Raw genomic sequence first — 26,794 nt, 5'->3', positions numbered from 1 at the left:
AGGTTAAGCCCGGCCACCGGGCTCGACGCGTCCACCAACGACGTTGGAGGCATTGCACTCGATGAGTAGCACGACGGAAGCCGCTCCGGTCAAGGAGCGCAAGCGGTCTCTGTACCGCGGGGACCCGGGAATGTGGTCCTGGGTTCTGCACCGCATCACAGGCGTGTTGACGTTCTTCTTCTTGTTCGTCCACGTTCTCGACACGGCGATGGTTCGGGTCAATCCCGAGACGTACGACGCCATCATCGAAACCTACAAGACCCCGCTCGTCGGACTGATGGAACTCGGCCTCGTCGCGGCAGTGCTGTACCACGCGTTGAACGGCATCCGAGTCATGCTGATCGACTTCTGGGCCAAGGGACCGCAGTACCAGAAGCTGATGCTCTGGGTCATCGCAGTCGTCTGGCTCGTCGTCATGATCCCGGGCGCGGGACGAATCTTCTACAACATGTTCACGGCGGGTGGTCACTGATGTCGACGCAGGGTCCCGAGGCGAAGGTCCTCGGCACGAACTACGACCGTCCGGCCAGCCTGGCCAACCCGCGTTCGCCGCGGCGTCAGAGCAAGGGCAACTTCGAGCTCTACGCGTGGCTGTTCATGCGGTTCTCCGGCCTGGCACTCGTCGTGCTGGTCCTGGGCCACATGTTCATCATGCTGATGCTCGACGACGGCGTGCACCGCATCAACTTCGCCTTCGTCGCCGGCCGTTGGGCCAGCCCGTTCTGGCAGTTCTGGGATCTGACGATGCTGTGGCTGGCACAGCTGCACGGCGGCAACGGTCTGCGCACCATCATCGCCGACTACTCCCGCAAGGACTCGACGCGATTCTGGCTGACGACCTTACTGGTGCTGTCGATGATCCTCATCATGGGCGTCGGCACCTACGTCATCTTCACCTTCGATCCCAACATCTCGGCGAGCTAAGGACACTGACGCTTACATGCAGGAACATCGTTACGACGTACTGATCGTCGGCGCAGGCGGTGCCGGAATGCGTGCTGCGATCGAAGCCGGACCCCGTGCTCGGACAGCCGTATTGACCAAGCTCTACCCCACCCGCTCCCACACCGGAGCAGCTCAGGGCGGCATGTGTGCCGCACTGGCCAACGTGGAGGAAGACAACTGGGAGTGGCACACGTTCGACACCGTCAAGGGCGGCGACTACCTCGCCGACCAGGACGCGGTGGAGATCATGGCCAAGGAGGCCATCGACGCCGTCCTCGACCTCGAGAAGATGGGTCTTCCGTTCAACCGGACGCCCGAAGGAAAGATCGACCAGCGACGCTTCGGCGGCCACACCCGTGACCACGGCAAGGCACCCGTTCGTCGCGCGTGCTACGCAGCCGACCGCACCGGTCACATGATTCTGCAGACGCTCTACCAGAACTGCGTCAAGCACGACGTCGAGTTCTACAACGAGTTCTACGCGCTCGATCTCTGCCTGACCGAGACGGACGACGGGCCGGTTGCCACCGGCATCATCGCCTACGAACTCGCCACCGGCGAACTGCACATCTTCCACGCCAAGTCGATCATCTTCGCGACCGGCGGCTCGGGACGTATCTACAAGACGACCTCCAACGCGCACACTCTGACCGGCGACGGCATGAGCATCGTGTTCCGCAAGGGACTTCCCTTGGAGGACATGGAGTTCCACCAGTTCCATCCGACCGGCCTCGCAGGCCTGGGCATCCTCATCTCCGAGGCCGTCCGCGGCGAAGGCGGCATTCTGCGCAACGAGTCGGGTGAACGCTTCATGGAGCGGTACGCCCCGACCATCAAGGACCTCGCTCCGCGCGACATCGTGGCGCGGTCGATGGTGCTCGAGGTTCTCGAGGGACGCGGCGGTGGTCCCAACAAGGATTACGTCTACATCGACGTCACCCACATTCCCGAGGAAGTTCTCGACGAGAAGCTCCCCGACATCATGGAGTTCTCGCGCACCTACCTCGGTGTCGACCCCGTCAAGGAGCCGGTGCCGGTCTACCCGACCTGTCACTACGTCATGGGCGGTATCCCCACCAAGATTCGCGGTGAGGTGCTGCGCAACAACGAGGACATCGTCCCCGGCCTGTACGCGGCAGGTGAGTGCGCCTGTGTGTCGGTGCACGGCGCGAACCGTCTGGGAACCAACTCGCTGCTCGACATCAACGTCTTCGGTCGTCGTGCGGGCATCGCCGCGGCCGAGTACGCCAACTCGGTGGACTTCACCCCGCTCCCCGAGGAGCCGGCGAAGATGGTGCAGGACTGGCTCGAGCTGATCCTGTCCGACCACGGTCACGAGCGGGTGGCCGACATCCGTTCCGAGATGCAGCAGTCGATGGACAACAACGCGTCGGTCTTCCGCACGCAGGAACGCCTCGAGACGGCGCTGAAGGATGTGCGTGCCCTCAAGGAGCGCTACAACCACATCACCGTCGCGGACAAGGGCAAGCGCTACAACAGCGACCTGCTCGAAGCCATCGAACTCGGCTTCCTGCTCGAGATGGCCGAGGTGACCGTCGTCGGAGCGCTCAATCGCAAGGAATCGCGCGGCGGACACGCTCGCGAGGACTTCCCCGATCGCAACGACGCCGAGTACATGAAGCACACCATGGCCTACAAGGAGGGCGAAGGTTTGCTCACCGAGATCCGCCTGGACTACAAGCCGGTAATCCAGACCCGCTACGAGCCGATGGAGCGGAAGTACTGACATGAGCGCACCCACACTGGACAAGAAGTCCGAACAGAACGATCTGCCTCCCGTGCCCGACGGCGCGGTCATGGTCACGCTCAAGATCGCTCGTTTCAACCCCGAGAGCGGCGACGGCCAGTACTGGGACACCTTCCAGGTCCCCACGCTGCCCACCGACCGCCTGCTGAACCTGCTGCACTACGTCAAGGGCTACCTCGACGGAACTCTGACGTTCCGTCGCTCGTGCGCCCACGGCGTCTGTGGCAGTGACGCGATGCGCATCAACGGCGTCAACCGTCTCGCCTGCAAGGTGCTGATGCGCGACATGCTGCCGAAGGATTCGTCGAAGACCCTCAACATCACCATCGAGCCCATCCGTGGCTTGCCGGTGGAGAAGGATCTCATCGTCAACATGGAGCCCTTCTTCGACGCGTTCCGCGCCGTGAAGCCGTTCCTCATGACGACGGGCAACGAGCCGACCCGCGAGCGCATTCAGTCGGCTGCGGACCGCGCCCGTTTCGACGACACCACCAAGTGCATCCTGTGTGCGTGCTGCACCACCTCGTGCCCGGTGTTCTGGAGCGACGGAAGCTACTTCGGTCCGGCGGCCATCGTCAACGCGCACCGGTTCATCTTCGACAGCCGTGACGAGGGTGCCACCGAGCGTCTGGACATCCTCAACGACGTCGAGGGTGTGTGGCGCTGCCGCACCACGTTCAACTGCACCGACGCATGCCCTCGTGGCATCCAGGTGACCAAGGCCATCCAGGAAGTCAAGCGCGCACTGCTGTTCGCTCGCTGATCTCCACGCCTACGACGAAAGCGCCCCTTCGCACACGCGAGGGGGCGCTTTCGTCTGTCCGTCACACGAACGCGCTGTAGCCCGTCACGCCGCGACCGACGATGAGATTGTTGATCTGAGCGGTGCCCTCGTACGAGTACAACGCCTCGGCATCGGAGAAGAACCTGATGACCTCGTGCTCGATGAGAATTCCGTTGCCGCCCATGATCTCTCGGGCCCATCCGACCACCTCGCGCAGACGCGTCGTGCAGAACGTCTTCGCGAGCGCCGCATGCTCGTCGTGATGAACTCCGTTGCCCTGCAGTTGTGCGACGCGAACGGCCATCCCCAGAGACGCGGTGATGTTCGCCGTCATCCGCGCGATGAGATCGGCAATGAGCTGGAACGACGCGATCGGAGACCCGAACTGCTCCCGTTCGCGCGCGTAGGCGACGGCTCGCTCGTACGCGCCCATCATGACGCCGACGGCTTGGAACGCCACTCCCCCGCGGGTCAATCGAAGCACCTTGGCGGTGTCGGCGAACGAGTTGGCATCGGCCAGCTTGTTGGCGACCGGGACGCGGCAGTTCTCGAGATGAACGTCGGCGTTCTCCACGGCGCGAAGCGAGTACTTCCCCTCGATCTTCTCGGCCCGGAACCCCTCGAATTCCTTCTCGACCACGAAGCCCTTGACCTCGCCGTCCGCCTCGTCCTTGGCGAAGACGATCGTCAGGTCCGCAAACGTCGCATTACCGATCCATCGCTTGCTTCCGTTGAGTATCCAATGGTCTCCATCGAGGCGAGCCGTGGTCTCCAGCCCGCCGGCGACGTCCGATCCGCCGTGCGGTTCGGAGAGTCCGAACGCCCCGATCGTCTCCATCCGCCGCATGCTGGGCAACCACCGCTCGCGCTGTTCTTCGGACCCCAGAATCGAGATACTGCTCATCGCCAGCGAACTGTGCACGCTGAACATCGTTCCGGTGGACGGATCGACCCGCGCGAACTCCATTTCGAGCCAGCCGGTGAGTAGTTTGCGGGAGGCCTTGCGGTCAACAGGAGTGGAGCCTGCGGAACGACCCGGTTCCTTGAAGGTGTATCCCAGACCCGCGATTTCGAGTTCGGCGATGGCCGGCATCAGGTGTACCGGTGACACGGCCTTCTCCCAGAACTCGTTGGCTCGCGGCGCAACCTGCTCCTGGAGGAACCGGCGGGTACGCAGCACCACGTCGACTTCGGCCTCGTCGAGCAAGCCCTGATACCCGTAGAAATCCGATTCGAGGAAGTCCGGCGACAGTGGCCCGAGGGGCTCGTGCTTGCTCATGGTCGACTCCTTCGTCCGGTGCCGCGCTCGGGCACCACTACTGCTCTTCTACCCGCCGCGCCCCTGTCTCACCCATCGCGGGTCGTCAGCGACCGAGTTCGTGGGTGAGGGTTGCGAGCTCCTGGCCCCCGGCCATTTCGGTCGTGAGCTCGTCGAGCGAGATGTCGTCGTAGGTGCAGTCCAATTTCTGGCGGCCGCGGTCGAGCAGGACGAAATGATCGCCCACCAGGTACGCGTGGTGAGGATTGTGGGTGATGAACACGACGCCCAGTCCCTGCTCTTTGGCGGCGGAGATGTAGCGCAGCACCATCCCGGATTGTTTGACTCCCAGCGCCGCGGTGGGCTCGTCGAGAATCAGCACACGGGCTCCGAAGAAGATCGCGCGCGCAATTGCCACGCATTGCCGCTGACCGCCGGACAGCGCCCCGATGGGGGCATCGACGTCGGGCAGATCGATGCCCATCTTGCGCAGCTCTTCGATGGTCGTCGCGCGCATGGCGTTCGTGTCCAGAGTCTTGAAGAATCTGCCCTTCGTGAGCTCCTGGCCGAGAAAGAAGTTGCGCCACACCGGCATCAGCGCGACCACGGCAAGATCCTGGTAGACCGTCGCGATACCCAGGTCGAGAGCATCCCTCGGCGAGTCGAACGTCCTCGGTGTGCCGTCGACGAACAGCTCCCCCTCGGACTGCTTGTGCAGGCCCGCCATGATCTTGATCAACGTGGACTTGCCTGCGCCGTTGTCACCGAGAACTCCGGTGACCTCACCGGCACCGACGCGTAGGTCGATTCCGTGCAGCGCAACGATGTTGCCGTAGTTCTTACCGACGTTCTTCAGCTCGATGAGCGGCGCCGACGGCGACTGGACGGGCTGGTCCGAGGAGGTAGTCATGCTCACCTTTTCGCCGCGTAGTTACGGAAGGAGTTGTTGGCGATCACGGCGAAGAGGAGCATCGCGCCGAGAAAGAACTTGAACCAGTCGGGATTCCATCCGGCATACACGATGCCCTGGTTGGTCATTCCGAAGATGAACGCACCGATGAAGGCTCCGACGGCGGTGCCGTACCCACCCGTGAGCAGACACCCTCCGATGACTGCCGCGATGATGTAGAGGAATTCGTTGCCGACGCCTTGGCCGGACTGCACGGTGTCGAACGCGAACAGCAGGTGCATCCCGACGAACCACGCGCAGAACCCTACGAACACGAACAGGCCGATCTTGACCTTGGTCACCGGAACACCGACGGCCCTGGCCGATTCCTGATCGCCGCCGACGGCGAAGATCCAGTTACCGATGCGAGTTCTCATGAGCACCCACGTGGCCACGAGTGTGAACACGACCCACCACACGACGGTGATACGGATGGAGACCCCGAACAGCGAGAACGACGAAGAGAACACGGCCTTCGCCGAGTCGAAGCCCTGCATGTCCGAGATCGACGGGGTCGCAACCTGTCCGGTGACGAGTTTGGTGACGGCCAGATTGATGCCGGTGAGCATCAGGAACGATGCCAGCGTGATCAGGAACGACGGAATTCTCGTCTTCGTCACCAGATACCCGTTGACGAAGCCGACCGCCGATGCCAGGCCCAGCGCCAGCACAGCTCCGGTCCACACGTTGAGATGCAGGTTGTAGGCGAGCATCGACGCCATGATCGAGGAGAACGTGACCGCGACCCCGGTGGACAGGTCGAACTCGCCGCCGATCATCAGCAGCGCGACACCGATCGCCATGATTCCGATCGTCGACGACGCGTACAGCACGGTGGCCAGTGCTTCGGGAGACCGAAACGGCGGCGCGACGATGCAGAAGAAGACGAAGATGGCGATCGCACCGAACAGGGCACCCATCTCTGGGCGAATCAGCAAGCGCTGCAACGGTTTCTGTTTCTTCACCCGCTCGTCCAGGATCACGGCGTGCGTTCCCGAAGCCGGGTCGGCCTGTGTTGGCATGATGTTCCTTCCGCGTCCGGACGACGCTCAGCGAGTTCCGTTGCGGGCATACTCGGCGATGGCCTCGATGTTGGTCGAGTCGACGAAGGCCGGGCCGGTGAGCACCGGGGTGCCGCCGCCGATGGTGTTGCCGTTGTTGAGGTAGAGCCACAGGGAGTCGATGGCGAGATAACCCTGCAGATAGGGCTGCTGATCGATGGCCCAGGCGACGTCACCTGACTCGATCGCGTCGACGAGGGCCGCGTTGGTGTCGAACGTGACGACGGTGGCGTCGCTACCGGCATTGGTCTTCGATTGCACCGCGGTCAGTGCGATCGGGGCTGCGAGCGCTACCACGTGATCGATGCTCGGGTCCTGCTGGAGCTTCGCGGTGATCGTCGCCTCGACCGACGGCATGTCCTTGCTGTTGACGTTCAGAATTTCGGTGCTGCCCCCGGTGAAGCCCTGTCGAACTCCTGCGCAGCGCGCTTCGAGCGCTACTGCACCCTGCTCCTGGATGATGCACAAGGTCTTTCGCGCACCGTCTTCGGTGAGCCGCGCCCCGGCAGCCCTACCCGCGATGGTTTCGTCCTGACCGAAGTACTGCTGCACCCCCATTGCGCTCCATGCGTCGTAGCCGGAATTGAAGGCGACGACCGGGATGCCCGCTGCGGTTGCCGCCTCGACAGCCGGAGCCATGGCCTCGGGCTTGGCCAGTGTCAGAGCGATGCCGTCGACCTTCGAGTCGATCGCGCTCTGAACGAGATTGGCTTGATTGGGTGCCTCCGGATCGGCCGAGTAGCGGAGCTCGATGTTGTCCTTGGCGGCTGCGGCCTCGGCTCCCTTTCGGATGAGATCCCAGAACGTGTCGCCCGGTACCTCGTGCGTGATCATCGCTACCGTCGCCGCAGGCGTGTTCGCCACTCCCGCATTGCTGCCGTTGTCGGTGGATCGTGGAGCCCCACCGGTGCTCGAACAGGCCGTCAGCGTCAGCACCATCACCAACCCGAGTGCGACACCCGCCCCACCGGCGCGGCGTCGAACCGAGCGGAGCGAGCCGGTACGGGCCGCCTGTCGAAATGTCATCCGGGTTCCTCTCGGGCGACCGAGCTGTCGGTAGTACAGCTCGGCGGATCACTGTCTGTACAACGTAATGCCGATCACAGACGATGGACGTAGTTTGGCAGGGCCTTCGAACCGGCCCGCTCCCCGGTGGGTCGCGGCCTCGGTGACCTCTGCAGCGCCTATGGTAATTCGCGATGAAAAGGACTCGAAAGTTCGTAGCCGTGTGGGCGACAGCTCTCGCTCTCGCCGGCGTCGGCAGCGGCCCGGCATCGGCGCAGCCGGCAGTCGAGCCACCCGTCGCATCGACGACGCCACCGTTCACGACGCCGAACACCGACGCGTGCCCGTTCGCGGCCTCTCCGCCCCCGGCGATCGACTCCTCGGAAGTTCCGGCTCCGGGTAGCGCTGCGCCACAACCGGTTCCGATCCCGGCGGACCCGGTGGGCGGATCCCGACTGGCCGAGTGCGGCGCGATCGTGCCGGACGGCGCGCCCCCACTGCCCGCGGACATCTCGGCAACCGGGTTCGTGGTGGCAGACCTCGATTCCGGATCGGTGGTAGCCGCCAAGGATCCACACGGTCGGCACCGACCGGCGAGCACAATCAAAGTACTGCTCGCCCTCGTCGCTCTGGACGAGCTGGACCTCGGCAAACAGATCACCGCAACGGCCGAGGACGCCGACGCGGAAGGCAGCGCCGTCGGCATCGGGAAGAACGGTGTCTACACCAATCTGCAACTGTTGCAGGGCCTGGTCATGGCGTCGGGAAACGATGCCGCGCATGCCTTGTCGGCTCAGCTGGGAGGTGACACCGCGACCGTCGAGAAGATGAATGCCAAGGCAGCAGAGTTGGGCGCGCTCGACACACGGACCGCGACTCCCTCCGGCCTGGACGGGCCCGGCATGGCCAGCTCGGCCTACGACCTGGCACTGTTCTACCGGGAGGCCATGCGCAATTCGACCTTCGCGCAACTGATTTCGACCGAGAACGTGCAATTTCCCGGCTATCCGAAGGATCCCACGATCCCCGACGACCAGGACCGCCCCGGTTTCACGCTGTCCAACGACAACCAGCTGCTCTACAACTATCCGGGCGCTCTCGGCGGCAAGACCGGCTACACCGACGATGCCCGGCAGACCTTCGTGGCGGGTGCCGAACGCAACGGTCGCCGTCTGGTCGTGACGCTCATGAAGGGTGACGTGCTACCGATCCGGCCGTGGGAACAGGCGGCTCGGCTGCTCGACTACGGGTTCGCCCTGGATACGAGCAGCAGCGTCGGCGATCTGGTCGAACCGGATTCCACGTCGCCGGTGACGAGTACACGTGCGACCGGCGCGGTGCCGACCCTTGCTCAACCCCCTGCGTCGGCGTCGAGTGCCGAATCGGGTAGCCGACAATCCGATCTGCAGGCGCAGGGCGACACGGTCGTGCGCATCGCGATCGGGGTCATCGGTGCACTGGTCGTGGCCGGTTTGCTGTGGGGCGCACGCACACTGTCTCGCCGCCCCTGAACTCCCCCGCCGCCTCTCACATTCGCAAGTAGGTTGCCTCGGATCAGCGTCGCCGATTGCGAAGTCCAGCGATACCCAGAGCGGCCAGTGCGCCCGCGCCCACCAAGGCCAGACCACCCTTGACACCCGGGCCGTCGCTCACCTCGACCCGGGTGTTGATCACCGCGGGGTCCGGTGCCGGAACATGAGCGTCAGCAAGGCTCTCCCGAGTGGTGGCTGCGAACGCAGTCGAGAACAGCACCAACCGCGACGTCGTGAACACGAACACCAACAGACCGATGATCGGACCGAACACGACTCCGGCGGGCCCGCTCGTGACGGACGCGAGGTAGATCGCGCCGAGTTGCTTGAAGATCTCGAAACCGACTGCGGCCAACAGTGCACCTTTGGCCGCACTGCGCCACGACACCGGTTCGCGGGGCAGACGTGAGATCACCCAGGTGAACAGCGCCCAGGTTCCGGCAAGCGCGAGCAGTATCGAGAAGACCCGCAGCGCCACTCCGACGCCGGGAACGGAATCGAGGTTCAACCATTCGAGAATGCCACGCATGACGCCGCCCCCGGCCAACGCGGACAGCCCGAGAGATAGCACCAGTGCTGCTCCCAGGCCGAGCAGAGCCGCGAGGTCCTTGGCCTTGGTCGCAAGGAATCCGCCCGACTCGTGCTGGCTTTCCCACATCGCGGTCAGGGCCTCACGCAGATTGGCCACCCAACCGAGCCCCGCGTACAGCGCGCCGAGTAAGCCGATGACACCGACACCGGTACGGGACTCGATCGCGGTATCGATCAGCGAGCTGATCGTCTCACCGAAGCTACCGGGGACGTTCTCGGCGATCTGCGACTGAATCTCGGCAAGCCATTCGGGCTGATTCACCAGTACGAACCCGGCAACGGCGAATGCAACCATCAGCAGCGGAAACAACGCCAGCACACTGAAATACGTCATCCCCGCGGCGTAGTAATCGCCCTTCTGCCCCTGATACCGCTGCGCGGCAACAACAGTGTGATCCAGCCACGGCCACCGAGCACGCCGATCGTCGAGCATGGCCTTGAAATCGGGCATGGCACTCACCTTTTCGCTGTCGTCGGCGGCTGTTCGGGCCGTGTCCTCGAAATGTCGTGTAGCGCGAATATCGTGTACTGACAGGGCTATGCGCCGGGAGGAAGGAACCCCACCCTGTCGTACACCTGAGCCAGCGTTTTGCTCGCGACCTCCCTGGCCCGATCCGCACCGGCAGCGAGGAGGCGATCCAATTCGGCTACGTCGGACATGAATCCGTCCATTCGTTCGCGCAGCGGAACCACGAACTCGGTCAGCACGTCGGCAGTGTCGGACTTGAGATCGCCGTAGCCCTTGCCTGCGTAACCGGCGACCAGATCATCGATGCTCTTCCCGGACAGAGCGGACTGAATCACCAGAAGATTGCTGACGCCCGCCTTGTTCTCCGGATCGAAGACAATATCGCGTTCGTTGTCCGTCACTGCCGAACGAATCTTCTTCGCGGACACCTTCGGATCGTCCAGGATGTTGACGATGCCCGCCGGATTCGACGACGACTTACTCATCTTCGCCGTCGGATCCTGCAGGTCGAAGATCTTGGCCGTGCCCTTGATGATGTGTGCATCGGGAACCACGAAGGTCTTCTTGAACCGCGAGTTGAACCTCTGCGCCAGATCGCGAGTCAACTCCAGATGCTGACGCTGATCCTCGCCCACCGGAACGAGATTCGGCCGGTACAGCAGGATGTCCGCGGCCTGCAGAATGGGATAGGTGAACAACCCGACGCTGGTGTGATCGCGACCCTGCTTGGCGGACTTGTCCTTGAACTGCGTCATCCGGCCGGCTTCGCCGAACCCGGTGATGCAGTTGAGAACCCACGCCAACTGCGCATGCTCGGGAACCTGGCTCTGCACGAACAACGTCGACTTCTCGGGATCGATACCCACCGCCAACAGTTGTGCGGCCGCTATCCGGGTGCGCCGACGCAATTCCTTCGGGTCCTGCGGAACCGTGATCGCATGGAGATCGGGAACGAAGTAGAACGCATCGAACTCCTCCTGCAACTCCACCCAGTTCCGCACCGCACCCAGGTAGTTACCGAGATGGAACGAATCCGCCGTCGGTTGGATGCCCGAGAGCACCCGACGACGCGGACCCTGCGACGTGTCGATCGAGTCAGGAGAAGACATGCTGCAATCTTTTCACGCCGTCCCCGACCCGTACCCGTTGCCTTGCCACACCAGTCACTCCGCAGGCTCCGCTCCTAGCAACTCGGTCACTCCGCAGGCTCCGCTCCTACCACCCCGGTCACTCCGCAGGCTCCGCTCCTAGCGGTAGCGCACCGTCACCGGCGCGTGATCGGACCACCGCTGGTCGTACGCCTCCGCTCTTTCGGTGACAGCTTCTTTCGCACGCTCGGCCAGATCACTGGTGGCGAGTTGGTAGTCGATGCGCCACCCGGCGTCGTTGTCGAACGCCTTGCCGCGGTAAGACCACCAGCTGTACGGCCCCTCGACGCCGGGGTGCAGCTCACGCACGACGTCGGTCCACGGTGACTTCTCGGCGAGCAATCGCGATACCCACTCACGTTCTTCGGGCAGGAATCCCGACTTCTTGCGGTTGGTCTTCCACGACTTCAGATCCGCTTCGGTGTGGGCGATGTTCCAGTCGCCGCAGACCACGACGTCGCGCTCGGCGGACGTCGTTGCCTTGGCGGTCTTGGCGAGATACTTCGCGAACGCAGCCATGAAGCGTTCCTTCTCGTCCTGTCGGTCGGTCCCCACCTCGCCCGACGGCAGGTACAGGCTCGCCACGGTGACGTCACCGTAGTCTCCTTCGATGTAGCGACCCGCGTCGGCGAATTCAGCGACTCCGATGCCGGTTCTGATCGCCTCCGGCGCGGCCCTCGACAACAGGGCCACACCGTTGCGTCCCTTCGCCGACGGTTCCGCCGACGCCAGATGCCATCCCGCATCGAGGGCCGGGGCCAGTGCTGTGGTCAGCTCGCCGTCGTTGGCGCGCGTCTCCTGAAGACAGATGACGTCGGCATCGGTGGCCTCGAGCCACGGAAGCATGCCCTTGCGAACAGCCGCGCGGATCCCGTTGACGTTGACAGTGGAAATAGTGATCGGCACGCCGACGACCGTAGCGGAGGCCACCGACAACCGGCGGGTGGCCTCCGCAGGCTCACCTTCTCTTCGGTTTGGCTCCTGGCTTCGGAGCCGTCACCGCCGAAGTCATCGACGGCACCGCGACCGGCTCCCGGTCGATCCGTCGGTAGACGATGTGCTGCTGGGCGTAGGTCCAGATGTTGTTGCTCACCCAATAGAGCAGCACCGCAACGGGCAGCACCGGGCCACCGATCAGCACCCCGGCCGGGAAGACCCACAGCGCGAGCTTGTTCATGATCGCGGTCTGCGGGTTCGCCGCGGCGGCCGCATCCTGACGCGCGATCGATGCCCGGGCGTTCAGGTGGGTAGCCACCGCGGCAACGATCATCAACGGCACTGCGACGACCGCGATGCTCCACACCGACGGCACCCCACCGAACGGACCGAACGCTTCGAGAACATCTCGAGAGCTACTGACGGCAGCGGAGATCGGTGCGCCGAACAGCCGCGCGTCGAGAAACGACTGCACATCGCCCGCACCGAACACGTAGTTGGCTGTACTCGCATTCTCCTGCGCCGACATACCGAGATGCCCGAACCCGGTTCCCGTCCGGTTGAACGAGCGCAACACGTGCAGCAGACCGATGAACACCGGTGCTTGCGCGATCAGCGGGAGGCAACCCATCAGTGGGTTCACCCCGTGTTCCTTTTGCACTGTGCGGATTTCCGTGGCCTGTCGAGCCCGGTCACCGGAGTACTTCTTCCGTACCTCCTCGAGCCTGGGTTGGAGTTTCTTCATGGCGAGCTGTGAACGAATTTGACCCACGAACGGTTTGATCAACAGCGTTCGTAGCGTGAAGACCAAAAATACGACGGCCAACGCCCAGGCGACGCCGTTGTCGGGGCCGAGCACGAAGCCGAAGACCCGGTGCCAGAACCAGAGCACCGCGGAGACGGGGTAATAGACGAAATCGAGCATGATGGAGTGCCTCACTGAGAGAGAAATCGGTCGGATGACGTCTCGACCGGATCTCGCAGTGGCTCAGCGGAACTGGAGCCACCGATCCGGTCGGTGAACCGATCCGGGTGCTCTCGGCAGAGGGCGGCCTGGCGCGTCGGGTTGCTCTTGTCTGCGGTAGGCCCCGCGGAGTCTGCCGCCGTCGGATCCGGCGGTTGTGGACGCGGGCGGCACCACGACGAGAACGTCGGCCGATGCACCCGTCACCAGCAGTGCCGCAGCCACCAGCGCACCGAACATCGCTATCTGGGCCGCGGGCTGGGCATCGACGACGGCGAAGACGACCAGCAGGACTGCCGTCACTCCGACGAGGGTGACCACTGCGGCTCGCCACGGCGACACCGCACGCCTGGAAATTACGTCGAATGCAGCCGTCGAATCGAGACGGCGGGTGGCGTTGTCGATGGACAACATGGTGATTCTCCCGATGAACCTCGTGGACCAGGGGCACGTGAGGTGTGGGAGAGCTGTCGAACTACAGCGCTCCCACCAGGAGACCGGGTGCTCGCGGCTGCGGGCGACCGGGTGCGTCGGGGCGATGTTGACGTCGGAACGAGCCACGAAGGTGGCGCTCCTCCGCATTCGGTCCGACGTTCGACGGACGGTACAGAAGGCTCAGCGCCCCGGCACGATGCGCGTAGAACACCGCCGCCGCCAGAGCAGCGACGATGATCAGCGCGAGATCCGCCGGTCCGGCCGGAGCAGTCAGCAGCAGCGTGAAGAACAGCACCGACGTGACGACGAGGTTCTGATAGCCCATCGTGCACCTCCGTCCTTCGTCACCGATCGTCGAGTCGTTGCTCAGGGTACAGATACCGCCGGGTCTGTGCACTGGTACCAGCTGTCTCCCCAGGAGACCGGGCCTCGGGCCTGAACACACTCACGCACACGTTCGGGCAGGCGATCGAGTTCGGAATCTGCGTCCGCCGACAACCCGCCGAGGTAGAACACGTCGATCCGCCCCGTCTCCTCGAATCGTTCGACGTTCTGCCGCGCGATGTACGCGTCCGGGTTCACGGCCGCGAGGGCGAGAACGGTCAGCACTGCTCCCACACCGACTGCTCGCGGAAGCCAGCGACCCGACATCCGTACGCCCGCGATGAGCAGCAGTACGAACACCGAACCCAACCACCACTCGACGGCGGTGACGAACAGCCGCAGGGTGGTGTAGCCGTACTGCTCCTCGTACAACGACATTCGATGCAACGCCGACGCCACGATCACCACCGACAGTGCGCACAGCGCGCCGAGCAGAACCCGCAATGCAAGTCGGTCGCGTAGGTCCGTTCGTTCGGCCTTGGTCACGGTGACCGCGATGACGAGCAAGGTCAATACCGTCACCGTCAGCAACTGCCAGAATCCCTGCCGTGCGTACTCGGCGTTGGTCAAACCTTCGGTGCTCAGAACGTGTCCCTGGCCGCCGAACAAGCTCGGAATCTGAAAGGCGACGAACACGCCGAACAGGCCGACGACAGCGCCGAGCGGTATTGCCCACTCCCACAACCGAAGTGTGCGACGCGGTGTTGCCGCCAGGCGGTCGAAGCGCGGCGGATGCACGGCCACGTATGCGGCGGCGAGCGCACCTGCGGCCGTCAGTACGAATACGACCACTCGCCCGAAAATCGATCCGAGATCGAACTGCGGAGTGACCGAGCCCAGAGCATCCGCGAACCGTCGATCCGCCGCCCCGAACAGCGCGGCGAACACCACACAGAGCGCGACGGTGACGGCGGCGACCACGCCGATTCGGATCGGCTTGGGCCCGTCGAGATCGATGGTTCCCGCCCCTCGTCGCGTCCACCGCACGACCCGTAGGGGCAGCAGTACCGGCAGCACGGCGCCGAGAGCGATGCCCGTCCATGTCCAGGCCCGCGAGAGAACCACCGACCCGACGACGACAGCAAGGGCAACGGACAGAGCGACGATCCACTCCGCCTCTCGTAGCGCCGCGACGCTGGACAAGGCGAGGACCCCCGCCACACCCACCCACTCCCACGGCGACAACGACGCGCGTCGTACCGCTACGACGACAGCCATGATGCTTGCGGCAGTGATGGGTACGCCGAAGTTGTTGTAGCCCAATACCACTGCACTGACGAGGCCGGCAGCGAGCGCTCCGACAAGTGCCGCGCGGGGTGCCCGAGAGTGTCGCAGCACCGGCCAGGTTCGAGGGCTCCACAGCGATCGACGAGGCCGCGTTCTGGGGTGCATGGGTATTCCGATCGTGGTCATGATTGTGATCCATTTCTGTGTTCGAGGCATGCCGAACCGCGGCTGCGGTCCAGGGACGAGCAGTCGAGGTGAGTGGGTGTGTGAGAGAAGGTGGGTCGTCAGCGCCCGGGGATGGCCACTCGGATGTGGCAGCCCGATTCACTGTCGAGAACGTCGATGGTCCCGCCGTGCAGTTCGGTGGCCCACCGCGCGATTCCGAGTCCGAGACCTGTTCCGCCGTCGGTGGATCCGCCGCGTGTGAACCGGTCGAACACCGCGTGACGGTCGGCCGGTGCGATGCCGGGACCCTCGTCGCGAACATCGAACGCGAACCGGTCCCCGGCTCGATGCGCCCGGATACTCACCGTGCCCGACTGCGGCGAATGCCGTACGGCGTTGTCGACGAGATTGGTGATCACCTGCGTCATTCGAGCGCGATCGGCGACGACCGTCCCGGCACCGGGTGAGACGACGATCGATACTCGTTCTCGGTGGACGCCGGTCGCCTCCTCGAGGAAGGGGCGCACCGGGAATTCCGTCGGGGCGATGCTCAGCACTCCGCCCTCGACCCTCGACAGATCGAGCAGTTCGGTCACCAGGTTTCCCAGTCTCTCGGTCTGGCCCAGGGCGACAGACAACGTGGCCGGGTCGGGTTCGGTCACCCCGTCGACCATGTTCTCGAGCACTGCCCGCAAGGCAGCGATCGGAGTCTTCAATTCGTGGGAGACGTTTCCGATCAGCTCGCGGCGGTACTTCTCGGCGGCTTCCAAGTCGCTCGCCATGGTGTTGAACGCGGTGGCGAGCTCGCCCACCTCGTCGCGGGACGTGGCACGCACCCGGGTCGAATAGTCGCCTCGCGCCATCGCTTTGGCTGCCGAGGTCATCTCTCGCAGGGGCGACGTCATGCCGTGCGCGACGAATTGTGTTGCGGCCAAAGACACGATCAATGCGGCGAGAAGTGTGTAGCGAAACTGCCAGCCGGCCCCGATCCAGAAGACGACGCTCGCCAGCACCAGCACGATGCCCACCACGAGCGAGACCTTGAGTTTGAACGACCGCAAGGGATCGAGCGGACGCGGCAGCATCGGCCTCATCGCGGTGCCTCCACGGCGTATCCGACGCCGTGGACGGTACGAATCAGGTCGCCACCGAGCTTGCGCCGCAACGCTTTCACATGACTGTCGACGGTACGACTGCGAGCCGAATCGTCCCAACCCCACAGTTCCGACAGCAGAGTCTCCCTGGACACCGCCGTGCGAGGTCGAGCGGCCAGATACGCCAGGATGTCGAATTCGGTTCTGGTGACGTGGATGTCGCCCGCGTCGGTGGAGACGCGTCGCTCCCGATGATCGATGTGCACGTCGCCGATTCGAGTGGTGTACTGCTCGGGAGTGACGACGCGCTCGGCGCGCCTGATGAGAGCGTGCACACGCGCGACCAGTTCACGCATGCTGAACGGCTTGCCCAGATAATCGTCTGCACCGACGCCCAGCCCGACGAGCATGTCGGTCTCGTCGGACTTGGCCGTCAACATCAGTACCGGTACCGGCCGGGACGCCTGGATGCGTCGACACACTTCGAGTCCGTCGAAACCGGGAAGCATCAGATCCAGCACCACCACGTCGGGGTCGATCCGGCCGCACACTTCCACCGCGGAGGGGCCGTCGGCGGCAGTGACCACCTCGTACCCCTCGCCTCGCAGTCGAGCGGCCACGGCGTCGGAGATCGTGGGTTCGTCGTCGACTACGAGAACTGTGCGGCTCATGAGAATTGACCCTAGAGGTCGCACATGGAGGACTTCGTCGGGAAATGTGGAGGTTCGGTGAAGGTTGACCTGAAAGTCGAACTAAGGGTGGGCTACCCTTCCTTTCGATACCCGACCTGACGAAAGGCCCACTCGATGCGTACCCGACCACTTCGGAGAACTTTGGCGGTGTGCGCGATCGCGCTGACCACGGCGGGACTACTGAGCGCCTGCTCGAACTCGGACGGCACGTCCGACGGCCCCGACTCCCCCACGACCGCCAGCTCGGGCGTCTTTCCCGTCTCGGTAAAGCATGCGTTCGGCGAGACCGTCGTTCCCGAGGAACCCACGCGCGTCGTGGTGGCGGGATACACCGAACAGGACACGGTGTTGGCCCTCGGCGTGATCCCCGTCGGAGTGACGGAGTGGTACGGCGACCAGCCGTACGCGACCTGGCCCTGGGCTCGGGCCGCGCTGGGAAATGCCCAGCCCGAGGTGCTCACCAACAACGGCGACGGTTTCGAGACCGAGAAGATCGCCGCCCTCGAGCCCGATCTGATCATCGCCACCAACGCCGGTCTCACCGCGGACAGCTACCGGACTCTGAGCAACATCGCACCCACGCTCGCCCAGTCCGACGCGTCGACCGCCTACTTCGAGCCCTGGGACGTACAGGCGGAGAAGATCGGCCGGGCGATGGGCAAGAAAGCCGAAGTGGACGGACTCATCGACGGTGTGAATCAGAAGTTCGCCGATGCCGCGGCGGCTCACCCCGAGTTCGCAGGGAAGAAGGCGATCTTCCTGCAGAACGCGTTCTACGAGGGCAAGGCCATCGCGTACCAGGACGGTTTGAGCACCGACTTCCTGACGAAGCTCGGTTTTGTGATCCCCGACGACATCGACGCGTTCGTGCCGGCCGACGGCAGTGCGCAGGCGAGCATCCCGCTGGAGAACCTGTCGGTCCTCGACACTGCAGATGTGCTGATCTGGGGAACGGAGAACCCGGGCGATCGCGGCCAGTTGGAGAAGGAACCGGTGTACAACGCTCTGCAGCCGGTGAAGGACGGCAACCTCGTCTTCACCGATGGGGTGACGGCGGGGGCGATCTACTTCACGAGTGTGCTGAGCCTGCCGTACGTGATCGACAAGGTGGCTCCGGCAATGTCCGAGGCGCTCGGCGGAACCGCCACCACCATCACGTCCTGACTCTCATGCCGCCGAGCGCTTCTCCATCCACATGGCGACGGACAGAACGCCCAGGCCGGCAACAGCGAGACCCGAGCCGACGGCGGCCGGTGCCGTGTAGCCGAGACCTGCGGCGATCACCGCACCGCCCACCGCGGCTCCGATGGCATTGGCCAGGTTGAACGCCGCGTGATTGAGTGACGCGGCGAGAGTCTGCGCGTCCTCCGCCACGTCCATCAGACGGGTCTGAAGTCCGGGGACGACGGACGAGCCGGACGCGCCGATCAAGAACACGAGAAGCAGCGCGGTCACCGGGTTGTGAGCCGCGACGACGAAGACGGCCAGGGACACCGCGGTCGCGGCCAGCCCGATGAAGGTGCCTTTGAGCTTGTACTTGTCGGCCAACCAACCGCCCGCGTAGTTGCCGGCAACCATGCCGAGGCCGTAGATCATCAAGGCCACCGGAACCAGTGCACGGGCAAGGCCTGCGACGTCGGTCAGGGTCGACGCGATGTAGGTGTACACCGCGAACATGCCGCCGAATCCGACGATGCCGACGAACAGGGTCATCCACACCTGGCCACGGCGGAGGGCACCGAGCTCGGTGATCGGGCTGGTGGTCGGCATGGCGTCGAGTCGCGGCATCCACAGGACGAGTGCACTGACGGTGAGCAACCCGATCACGGCGACGAGGGCGAATGCGCTTCGCCACCCGAGTGCCTGGCCGATCCAGGTCGCCACCGGTACACCGACGACGTTCGCCACCGATAGACCCATCATCACCATCGCGACGGCTTTGGCCCGTTTACCCGGTTCGGCGAGGTGCGCTGCCACCAGTGCCGCAACGCCGAAATACGCGCCGTGCGGCAGACCGGCCACGAACCGGGACGCCACCAACTCGTTGAAACTCGGCGCGAAGACCGTCCCGAGATTGCCGAGCGTGAACGCCACCATCAGCGCCAGCAACAACATGCGCCGAGGAACACGCGCCGCAAGAGCAGCGATGGTCGGCGCACCGACGACGACGCCGAGCGCGTAGGCGGAGATCATGTGGCCGGCCGACGGCTCCGAGATTCCCATCGTCGTCGCGATGTCCGGGAGCAGGCCCATCGACGCGAATTCGGTGGTGCCGATGCCGAAGCCGCCGATGGACAGGGCCAGCATGGCGAGCCTGCGGCGGATCGAGTGCGGTCGATGGCCGACACTCAACCCACTCGACACCTTGCCGCGCACGGCGCTGACGTTTCTGGCGAGAGCGGAATCGGTGACAGTCACAGCAGAACAACCTTCGTAAGCAATCGGATTACAGAGCGGGCCAGGGGCTGGTGGATCGACGACCTGATGGATCGATTCAGTACAGCCCGGCCGGACGGCACAACGTTCGTCGTGTTCATTGTCTTCCCCGAGGCGACCGGTTTTCGAGTCGTCGGGCGGTGATTGTCCTCACCAGAGCATCTGCTCGAGGGTCGTGAGCGCCCTCGTTCCCCCGAGACACCCGTACCCGCTAAGATTCCTGCCAGGTCATGAGTGCCAGCATCGAGCCCCGGCTTGCTGGCCGGCAACCCTCCAACCGCGGTGGGGTGCCCCGGGTGAACGACCAGGCCGATGCAACACATCCGTGTCGTATCGACAAGCGCGGGTCCGCTCCGAAGCGGACCCACTGATCTTCGGTCCCCACGGGCCGAGGCATGTCAGGAGGTTCTCATGTGTTGCTGTACCGATACGCCCCGTAACGCTCGAGTTCTCGAGCTTCATTCGACAGAAAACACGTCTGAGAAAACGGAGTATCACCAGCCATGACCGATTCGACCCCCGACGTCGTAGACGCCACCGGAGCACCCACCGAGGATCCGTTCACCGATCCCTCGGCCGACTGGAGCTTCGAGACCAAGCAGATCCATTCGGGTCAGACACCGGACGGCACCACCAGGGCTCGTGCGTTGCCCATCTACCAGACCACCTCGTACACCTTCGACAACACCGACCACGCGGCCGCACTGTTCGGCCTGGCGGAACCGGGCAACATCTACACCCGCATCATCAATCCCACGCAGGATGTCGTCGAGCAGCGCATCGCCGCTCTCGAAGGGGGCGTAGCAGCGCTTCTGCTCGCGTCGGGCCAAGCAGCAGAAACGTTCGCCATTCTAAATCTCGCCGAGGCGGGCGATCACATCGTCTCGAGCCCGCGGCTCTACGGCGGCACGTACAACCTTTTCCACTACACGCTTCCCAAACTCGGGATCACCGTCTCGTTCGTCGACGATCCGGACGATCTCGAGCAGTGGCGCGCGGCCATCACACCGTCGACCAAAGCGTTCTACGGTGAGACGATCTCCAACCCGAAGAACGACGTTCTCGATATCCCCGGCATTTCGGCGATCGCCCACGAGAACGGCATTCCGCTGATCGTCGACAACACCGTCGCGACGCCGTACCTGCTGCAGCCGCTGAAGCACGGTGCCGACATCGTGGTGCACTCGGCGACGAAGTACCTCGGCGGTCATGGCACGGCGATCGCGGGCGTCATCGTCGACGGCGGAACGTTCGACTGGACGCAAGGCCGTCACCCCAACTTCACCACCCCGGATCCGAGTTACCACGGTGTCGTCTTCGCCGATCTCGGCGCTCCGGCCTTCGCGCTGAAGGCGCGGGTGCAGTTGTTGCGCGACATCGGGGCTGCGGTGTCACCCTTCAATGCGTTCCTCATCAGTCAGGGCCTCGAGACGTTGAGTCTTCGAATCGAGCGGCACGTGGCGAACGCGCAGAAGGTGGCCGCCTTCTTGGCAGGTCGCGACGACGTCGTCTCGATCAACTACGCCGGACTCGAATCCTCGCCCTGGTACGAGCGCGGGCAGCAGCTGCTCCCGAAGGGGCAGGGCGCGATCATCGCGTTCGAGCTGAAGGGAGGAGTGGACGCGGGCAAGAAGTTCGTCAACGCTCTCACTCTGCACAGTCATGTGGCTAACATCGGAGACGTGCGTTCTCTCGTCATCCATCCCGCGTCCACCACGCATTCGCAGTTGACCCCGGAAGAGCAGTTGGCCTCCGGCGTCACTCCTGGCCTCGTGCGTCTGGCCGTCGGTATAGAAGGAATCGACGACATCATCGCCGATCTCGAGGTCGGCTTCCGCGCGGCGGCGTCTTGAGCCACAGCTTGAACACAGGCGTTCGTCCGGAGGCGGTCCTTCCGTCTCCGGACGGGCGGTTGGGAACCATCGACATCGGTGGTCTCGATCTCGAGAACGGTTCTCACATTCCGCACGTGACCGTGGCGGTGCAGCGTTGGGGCGAGATGGCGGCCGATCGCAGCAACGTCGTGCTCGTCGAACATGCGTTGACCGGTGATTCCCACGTTTCGGGACCGCCGGATGCCGACCACGTACTGCCCGGTTGGTGGAACGGGATGGTCGGCCCGGGCAGCCCCATCGACACCGACGAATGGTGTGTCGTCGCCACCAACGTGCTCGGCGGATGCGGAGGCACCACCGGGCCGAGCAGCATCTCCCCCGACGGCACCCCGTACGGTTCTCGCTTCCCGGAAATTTCGATTCGCGATCAGGTGGCGGCAGAGGTCGCGGTGGCCGACGTTCTGGGCATCGATCGGTTCGCCGCCGTCGTGGGCGGGTCGATGGGTGGCATGCGCACCCTCGAATGGATTGTGGGACATCCGGATCGGGTGGGTGCCGCGCTGGTGCTCGCCGTCGGTGCCCGCGCGACAGCGGACCAGATCGGGACACAAACCACCCAGATCGCTGCGATCAAGGCCGATCCGGGTTGGCTCGGCGGCAACTACCACGACACCGGCACCGCCCCGACCGCCGGACTCGGGATCGCTCGTCGCATCGCGCATCTGACGTACCGAACCGAGAGCGAACTCGACATTCGGTTCGGGAACTCTCCGCAGAACGACGAGGATCCGTGGGCCGGCGGCAGGTACTCCGCGCAGAGCTACCTCGAGCATCAGGCCGCCAAACTGGTCAATCGATTCGACGCGGCGACGTACGTTCTTCTGAGCGAAGCGATGAACCGGCACGACGTGGGCCGAGGACGCGGCGGAGTCGCCGAAGCCCTTGCGTCCGTGCCGGTTCCGACCATCGTCGGGGGCGTCGATTCCGATCGCCTCTACCCGCTTCGACTGCAGAAAGAAATTGCGCGTGAACTCCCACAGTGCCGGGGGCTCGAAGTGATCCAGTCGCGAGACGGCCACGACGGATTTCTCACCGAGGCCGATTCGGTGGCGAAGTTGCTGGCCGAGACGATGGAGCTCGCCCGCCTCGGACGGCGCTGACCCGAGTCGATCGGTCTACGTCAGTCCGTCCCCAGGGGATCGATCGACAGCGACAGAAAGACGATGGCGCCGCCGACGCCTCCCAGCGCCAATACGTCGAATCCCCTGCTGCGCACCTTCAGGGTGCCGACGCGTGACTCGGGCAGGCACAGTCGCAGCAACGCTGCCACCACCGCTGCACACCCGAAGATGAACGAGCCGCGCCGCCAACGGTCGGCGAGAACCAGGACCAGCGCAGCGAGCACGATGACCGACACCACGACCATCGGTAGATTTCGAGCGAGCGCCGCTCGGAAACCCGGCACGTGATCGCCTCGCGCATCCTGTACGTCGTTCACCTCGGCTCGCTCAACTCTGGGCCGCAGCGCGTTCGGCTCGCTCCACGACATTGGACAGCAGAAACGCGCGCGTCAACGGCCCGACTCCACCGGGGTTGGGCGACAGGAAACCGGCCACCTCGGCGACGTCGTCCGCGACGTCTCCGCGCAATCCGTCCTCGGTGCGGGTGACCCCGACGTCGAGCACAGCCGCCCCGGGCTTGACCATGTCTGCGGTGATCAAACCGGGAACCCCGGCGGCCGCGATGACGATGTCGGCGCGGGAGACCTCTGCGGCAAGATCACGAGTTCCGGTGTGGCACAACGTGACCGTCGCGTTCTCCGAACGGCGGGTCAGCAGCAGTCCGATCGGCCGGCCCACCGTCACACCGCGACCGATGACCACAGCGCGCGCCCCGTCGAGTGCGACGTCGTAGCGCCGCAGCAAGTGGACGATGCCCCGCGGGGTGCACGGCAATGCGGCGTCCTTGCCCAGCACCAAGCGGCCGAGGTTGATCGGGTGCAGACCGTCGGCATCCTTGTCGGGATCGATGCGCTCGAGCGCGGCGTTCTCGTCCAGATGCTTGGGCAACGGAAGCTGCACGATGTACCCGGTGCAGTCGGGGTTGGCGTTGAGCTCGTCGATGACCGCTTCGAGTTCGGACTGAGTGATATCCGCGGGAAGATCGCGTCGGATGGAAGTGATGCCCACCTTCGCGCAGTCGTTGTGCTTGCCCCGCACGTATGCGGCAGAACCCGGATCATCTCCGACGAGCACCGTCGCCAGGCCGGGAGTGATGCCCTGCTCCCGCAGACGTGCCACACGGGCGGTGAGGTCGACGAAAATCTCGTCACGAGTCGCTTTGCCATCGAGGATCGTTGCAGTCACCGGGCCATTGTTTCAGGTTCTGTCGGCCCGGCGGCGCGCCGGGCCGATCACCGCGGTCAGCTCTCGACGATCAGACCCTGCGCAGCCGCGAAGGCCACTGCTTGCATCAGTTCGATCTTGGCCCCGCGCACCCCTGCGCCGACCCACAGCGACGCATCGACGACGGCTCCGCGCAGGTCCGACTCCTCCATTTTGGCACCGACGGTTCGTGCGCCCGCGAGATCGACGGACCGCAGCACCGCTTTGCGAAGATCGGTCGAGGTCAGGTTCGCCTCCCGCATCCGACATCCGGTCAGATCGACGCCGCGCAGGTCGGCATTACCCAGCGAGGCCAACGTGAAATCGACTTCGTCGTAGGTGGCCGGACGCATGCGAGTGTCCACGAACACCGATCCCATCAACGTCGAGTGACGGAAGACGCTGTGCTGCAGGTTGGTTCGAGTGAACGTGCACGATCGAAAGGCCGAGTTGGTGTGCACCGAATCCGTGAGGTCGGTACCGGTGAAGTCGCATTCGGTGAAGACGACCGAGTCGGTCCGCACATTGCTCATGTCCGCGTCACGGAAGGTGCACCGGACGAACTGCCTGCCCGACCACTCCCGCCCGTCGAGTCGAGAATCCGAGAAATCTTCGCCGATGGTCTGTTCGTCGTCCACCTGCCCCATCCTCCCCGGGCTCGTGGTGGCAGAGTGATCCGGGTGTTTCGACTCATGTTCTTCGAGCCCCGGATTCCGCAGAACACCGGCAATGCGATTCGCCTCGTCGCCGGCACCGGATGCGAACTGCATCTCGTGGGCCCCCTCGGGTTCGACATGTCCGAACCCAAGCTCAAACGTGCGGGATTGGACTACCACGACCTCGCGTCGGTCACCGTGCACCAGAACCTGCCGTCGGCGTGGTCCGCACTGGCCCCGGAACGGGTCTTCGCCTTCACCGCGCACGCAACACGCTCCTACGCCGACGTCGCCTACCAACCCGGTGACGTCCTACTGTTCGGACCGGAACCCACCGGACTCCCCGACGACGTCTTGAACGACCCCCATGTGACCGATCAGCTGCGCATCCCGATGATCCCCGGACGCCGATCACTCAACCTGGCGAACGCCGCAGCAGTGACAATGTACGAGGCCTGGCGCCAACACGACTATCAGGGCAGCGTCTGAACGATTTGCGTTCGAGTGCGCTCGAAGCCATAGCTTTCCGTTCATGACACAACCGCTCGGACAACGGCATTGGCTCATCACCGGAGCATCCTCCGGCCTGGGTCGGGCGCTCACCGTCGCCGCCCTGGAGGCAGGCGACACCGTCGTCGCAGCGATGCGGCGACCCGAACGTCTCGACGACCTGGTTGCCGAGAACCCGGAATCCCTACTGACCATCGCCTTCGACGTCAGAAACACCGAATCCGCGCCGACCGTCGTCGAGGCCGCGATCGGCCGGTTCGGACGCGTCGACGTACTGGTGAACAACGGAGGCGTCGGGCAGATCGGTGCGGCGGAGGAGATAGACGACACGCGATTGCGCGACATGCTCGAACAACACGTGGTCGGGCCTGCTGCTCTGGACCGCGCAGTCCTGCCTCACATGCGAGAACGGAGCGCGGGAACAATCGTGCAGATCAGCAGCCAGGGCGGCCGCGTCTCGTTCCCGGGTGCTGGCTCGTACTCTGCAGGTAAATTCGCGCTCGAAGGCTGGTCGGAAGCCCTTGCCGGCGAGGTTGCTCCGTTCGGCATTCGAGTTCTTATCGTCGAACCGAGTCGGTTCAGGACCGGGTTCAACAATGCCGATGTACTCGAGATCGCAGACCCCATCGATGCCTACACCGCAGTGTTGGGCGCGCTCAGAGTCGACATGCTCGACGTCGACGGATGGCAAGAAGGCGATCCGGCCCGCGCCGCGCACATCATCCGCCGACTGGTCGACGCCGAATCCGCTCCCTTGCGCATCCCACTGGGGCGAGAAGCGGTTCGACGGCTACGCGAGTCGTACCATCGGGAACTCGACTCCTTGAACACACATGCCGAATTGTCCGCAAGCGCGGATTTCCCCGGTGTGCCCGAATCCGTCCGTCCGGTATGACTGCCCAGGTAGGACTATCTTCCCTCTCATGTCGACGAACGAATTGATGAACAGGGCGCTGTCGGCGGCCGTGGACTCGGCTGCGCCCCTGAAGGTGGAGCTGCTGCACGACCTGATCGAGCCGTCGGAACTGCCCGAACCGCTCGGTATCGCCGAGGTAGCCGAACTACTCGGCATCTCCACACACACGCTGCGGTACTACGAGCGATGCGGCCTCATCGACGTCGATCGCGACGGACTCGAGCACAGACGATACGATTCCGCGGCCGTCCGTCGATTGGTGTTCCTGACAAGGATGCGGCTCTCGGGTATGCCCATGCGCGACCTCCGGAGATACGTCGCGCTGGTCGACAGCGGCGACCAGACTGTCCCGGAACGACTCGAGATGCTCGTCGCGCATCGCGACGCTGTTCACAAGCGCATCCGAGAACTGCAACTGTCTCTCGTGGCAACCGAGTACAAGATCGCAACATACGGCGGCGCCACGGGTCCGTGATCCGGGTGAAACAACCGTTCGGCCCGGTGGGCATGTCTGCGTCCTCGCACGTCAAATCGATTGTGAGCGTCGACAAATCGATCTGGTCGGAACGGCACCTGCGCTGTGAGACCCAACTATCGAGCCGCGTCCGACGGCTCGCCAGCCCTCCGATAACAATTTCCTTTCGTTCGGC

At 64.4% G+C, this 26,794-nt stretch carries 28 protein-coding genes and 1 riboswitch; of the genes, 11 read left to right on the top strand and 17 right to left on the bottom strand.

Annotated features, from left to right (window positions below):
• Positions 1 to 130 precede the first annotated feature (130 nt).
• From sdhC to ASH04_RS19370, 4 genes are read left to right on the top strand one after another with little or no spacing between them, the layout of a single operon-like run.
• Entirely contained in the window at positions 131 to 472 is a 342-nt protein-coding gene (gene sdhC / locus ASH04_RS19385; protein ID WP_027496420.1) for a succinate dehydrogenase, cytochrome b556 subunit, read from the top strand.
• On the top strand, positions 472 to 924 hold the full coding sequence (locus ASH04_RS19380) for a succinate dehydrogenase hydrophobic membrane anchor subunit (protein WP_027496419.1): 453 nt from the start codon (positions 472 to 474) through the stop codon (positions 922 to 924). Before sdhC ends, ASH04_RS19380 begins: the two co-directional genes overlap by 1 nt.
• A 16-nt stretch (positions 925 to 940) precedes the next feature.
• The gene (gene sdhA / locus ASH04_RS19375; protein WP_027496418.1) at positions 941 to 2,692 is read left to right on the top strand and encodes a succinate dehydrogenase flavoprotein subunit; all 1,752 of its coding nucleotides are present in this window, start codon (positions 941 to 943) and stop codon (positions 2,690 to 2,692) included.
• Position 2,693: 1 nt separating this feature from the next.
• Positions 2,694 to 3,476, top strand: coding sequence for a succinate dehydrogenase iron-sulfur subunit (locus tag ASH04_RS19370; RefSeq protein ID WP_027496417.1), 783 nt, complete (start codon positions 2,694 to 2,696; stop codon positions 3,474 to 3,476).
• Positions 3,477 to 3,537: 61 nt separating this feature from the next.
• Here ASH04_RS19370 and ASH04_RS19365 read toward each other — a convergent pair whose 3' ends face one another.
• From ASH04_RS19365 to ASH04_RS19350, 4 genes are all read right to left on the bottom strand, one after another.
• On the bottom strand, positions 3,538 to 4,776 hold the full coding sequence (locus ASH04_RS19365; RefSeq protein ID WP_057474263.1) for an acyl-CoA dehydrogenase family protein: 1,239 nt from the start codon (positions 4,774 to 4,776) through the stop codon (positions 3,538 to 3,540).
• Between the two features lie 85 nt (positions 4,777 to 4,861).
• Positions 4,862 to 5,665, bottom strand: coding sequence for an ATP-binding cassette domain-containing protein (locus ASH04_RS19360; protein WP_032371015.1), 804 nt, complete (start codon positions 5,663 to 5,665; stop codon positions 4,862 to 4,864).
• Positions 5,666 to 5,667: 2 nt separating this feature from the next.
• On the bottom strand, positions 5,668 to 6,726 hold the full coding sequence (locus tag ASH04_RS19355; RefSeq protein ID WP_032366677.1) for an ABC transporter permease: 1,059 nt from the start codon (positions 6,724 to 6,726) through the stop codon (positions 5,668 to 5,670).
• Positions 6,727 to 6,753: 27 nt separating this feature from the next.
• Positions 6,754 to 7,704 (bottom strand): substrate-binding domain-containing protein, encoded by a 951-nt coding sequence (locus tag ASH04_RS19350; RefSeq protein WP_032367238.1) that lies wholly within the window; start codon positions 7,702 to 7,704, stop codon positions 6,754 to 6,756.
• A gap of 260 nt (positions 7,705 to 7,964) precedes the next feature.
• On the opposite strand from ASH04_RS19350, the gene ASH04_RS19345 reads away from it, so the two are divergent.
• Complete coding sequence (locus ASH04_RS19345; protein WP_057474262.1) at positions 7,965 to 9,281, top strand: D-alanyl-D-alanine carboxypeptidase family protein; 1,317 nt, start codon at positions 7,965 to 7,967, stop codon at positions 9,279 to 9,281.
• A 43-nt stretch (positions 9,282 to 9,324) separates the two neighbouring features.
• On the opposite strand, the gene yhjD is transcribed toward ASH04_RS19345, so the two are convergent.
• The 9 genes from yhjD to ASH04_RS19300 form a co-directional block, all read right to left on the bottom strand.
• Positions 9,325 to 10,344, bottom strand: coding sequence for an inner membrane protein YhjD (gene yhjD, locus ASH04_RS19340; RefSeq protein ID WP_027496411.1), 1,020 nt, complete (start codon positions 10,342 to 10,344; stop codon positions 9,325 to 9,327).
• Positions 10,345 to 10,430: 86 nt separating this feature from the next.
• Complete coding sequence (gene trpS, locus ASH04_RS19335; protein ID WP_057474261.1) at positions 10,431 to 11,471, bottom strand: tryptophan--tRNA ligase; 1,041 nt, start codon at positions 11,469 to 11,471, stop codon at positions 10,431 to 10,433.
• Between the two features lie 138 nt (positions 11,472 to 11,609).
• Complete coding sequence (locus ASH04_RS19330; RefSeq protein WP_027496409.1) at positions 11,610 to 12,416, bottom strand: exodeoxyribonuclease III; 807 nt, start codon at positions 12,414 to 12,416, stop codon at positions 11,610 to 11,612.
• A 52-nt stretch (positions 12,417 to 12,468) separates the two neighbouring features.
• Positions 12,469 to 13,371: a membrane protein insertase YidC gene (gene yidC, locus ASH04_RS19325; protein ID WP_057474260.1), complete on the bottom strand. Its 903-nt coding sequence runs from the start codon at positions 13,369 to 13,371 to the stop codon at positions 12,469 to 12,471.
• A 63-nt stretch (positions 13,372 to 13,434) separates the two neighbouring features.
• Positions 13,435 to 13,824, bottom strand: a complete 390-nt coding sequence (locus ASH04_RS19320) for a DUF6412 domain-containing protein (protein WP_052067012.1) — start codon at positions 13,822 to 13,824, stop codon at positions 13,435 to 13,437.
• Positions 13,825 to 13,885: 61 nt separating this feature from the next.
• Positions 13,886 to 14,170, bottom strand: a complete 285-nt coding sequence (locus tag ASH04_RS19315; RefSeq protein WP_057474259.1) for a DUF6412 domain-containing protein — start codon at positions 14,168 to 14,170, stop codon at positions 13,886 to 13,888.
• A 41-nt stretch (positions 14,171 to 14,211) separates the two neighbouring features.
• Positions 14,212 to 15,642, bottom strand: a complete 1,431-nt coding sequence (locus tag ASH04_RS19310) for a DUF4153 domain-containing protein (protein ID WP_057474307.1) — start codon at positions 15,640 to 15,642, stop codon at positions 14,212 to 14,214.
• A gap of 98 nt (positions 15,643 to 15,740) precedes the next feature.
• On the bottom strand, positions 15,741 to 16,715 hold the full coding sequence (locus ASH04_RS19305) for a HAMP domain-containing sensor histidine kinase (RefSeq protein ID WP_032366682.1): 975 nt from the start codon (positions 16,713 to 16,715) through the stop codon (positions 15,741 to 15,743).
• Entirely contained in the window at positions 16,712 to 17,386 is a 675-nt protein-coding gene (locus ASH04_RS19300) for a response regulator transcription factor (protein ID WP_057474258.1), read from the bottom strand. Before ASH04_RS19300 ends, ASH04_RS19305 begins: the two co-directional genes overlap by 4 nt.
• 135 nt (positions 17,387 to 17,521) lie before the next feature.
• Here ASH04_RS19300 and ASH04_RS19295 point away from each other — a divergent pair, with 135 nt between their 5' ends.
• A complete protein-coding gene (locus ASH04_RS19295) occupies positions 17,522 to 18,571 on the top strand; it encodes an ABC transporter substrate-binding protein (protein ID WP_027496403.1) in 1,050 nt (349 codons plus the stop codon).
• Positions 18,572 to 18,574: 3 nt separating this feature from the next.
• Here ASH04_RS19295 and ASH04_RS19290 read toward each other — a convergent pair whose 3' ends face one another.
• On the bottom strand, positions 18,575 to 19,714 hold the full coding sequence (locus ASH04_RS19290) for an MFS transporter (protein ID WP_032367243.1): 1,140 nt from the start codon (positions 19,712 to 19,714) through the stop codon (positions 18,575 to 18,577).
• 355 nt (positions 19,715 to 20,069) lie between these two features.
• Positions 20,070 to 20,192, top strand: a riboswitch (SAM riboswitch).
• 154 nt (positions 20,193 to 20,346) lie between these two features.
• On the opposite strand from ASH04_RS19290, the gene ASH04_RS19285 reads away from it, so the two are divergent.
• Together ASH04_RS19285 and metX are read left to right on the top strand one after the other, a co-directional pair.
• Positions 20,347 to 21,696: a bifunctional o-acetylhomoserine/o-acetylserine sulfhydrylase gene (locus tag ASH04_RS19285; protein WP_080732016.1), complete on the top strand. Its 1,350-nt coding sequence runs from the start codon at positions 20,347 to 20,349 to the stop codon at positions 21,694 to 21,696.
• A gap of 8 nt (positions 21,697 to 21,704) precedes the next feature.
• Positions 21,705 to 22,838, top strand: a complete 1,134-nt coding sequence (gene metX / locus ASH04_RS19280) for a homoserine O-acetyltransferase MetX (protein ID WP_027496400.1) — start codon at positions 21,705 to 21,707, stop codon at positions 22,836 to 22,838.
• A gap of 20 nt (positions 22,839 to 22,858) precedes the next feature.
• Here metX and ASH04_RS19275 read toward each other — a convergent pair whose 3' ends face one another.
• The 3 genes from ASH04_RS19275 to ASH04_RS19265 form a co-directional block, all read right to left on the bottom strand.
• A complete protein-coding gene (locus ASH04_RS19275) occupies positions 22,859 to 23,104 on the bottom strand; it encodes a DUF3017 domain-containing protein (protein ID WP_048319895.1) in 246 nt (81 codons plus the stop codon).
• An 82-nt stretch (positions 23,105 to 23,186) separates the two neighbouring features.
• On the bottom strand, positions 23,187 to 24,044 hold the full coding sequence (locus tag ASH04_RS19270; RefSeq protein WP_027496398.1) for a bifunctional methylenetetrahydrofolate dehydrogenase/methenyltetrahydrofolate cyclohydrolase: 858 nt from the start codon (positions 24,042 to 24,044) through the stop codon (positions 23,187 to 23,189).
• A 56-nt stretch (positions 24,045 to 24,100) separates the two neighbouring features.
• A complete protein-coding gene (locus tag ASH04_RS19265; RefSeq protein WP_032366683.1) occupies positions 24,101 to 24,709 on the bottom strand; it encodes a pentapeptide repeat-containing protein in 609 nt (202 codons plus the stop codon).
• Positions 24,710 to 24,742: 33 nt separating this feature from the next.
• Between ASH04_RS19265 and ASH04_RS19260 the strand changes: the two genes are divergently transcribed.
• The 3 genes from ASH04_RS19260 to ASH04_RS19250 are packed head-to-tail and all read left to right on the top strand — an operon-like array spanning position 24,743 to position 26,619.
• On the top strand, positions 24,743 to 25,207 hold the full coding sequence (locus ASH04_RS19260; protein ID WP_179271319.1) for a tRNA (cytidine(34)-2'-O)-methyltransferase: 465 nt from the start codon (positions 24,743 to 24,745) through the stop codon (positions 25,205 to 25,207).
• Positions 25,208 to 25,250: 43 nt separating this feature from the next.
• A complete protein-coding gene (locus ASH04_RS19255) occupies positions 25,251 to 26,123 on the top strand; it encodes an SDR family oxidoreductase (protein WP_057474257.1) in 873 nt (290 codons plus the stop codon).
• A 28-nt stretch (positions 26,124 to 26,151) separates the two neighbouring features.
• Entirely contained in the window at positions 26,152 to 26,619 is a 468-nt protein-coding gene (locus tag ASH04_RS19250) for a MerR family transcriptional regulator (RefSeq protein ID WP_032390007.1), read from the top strand.
• The last annotated feature ends 175 nt before the right edge of the window (positions 26,620 to 26,794 follow it).

Origin of the sequence: Rhodococcus sp. Leaf233, assembly GCF_001426165.1 — a bacterium.
Taxonomy (GTDB): domain Bacteria; phylum Actinomycetota; class Actinomycetes; order Mycobacteriales; family Mycobacteriaceae; genus Rhodococcoides; species Rhodococcoides fascians.
Note: the sequence above shows the minus strand (reverse complement) of the source record. Positions and strands in the feature narration are given on the sequence as shown.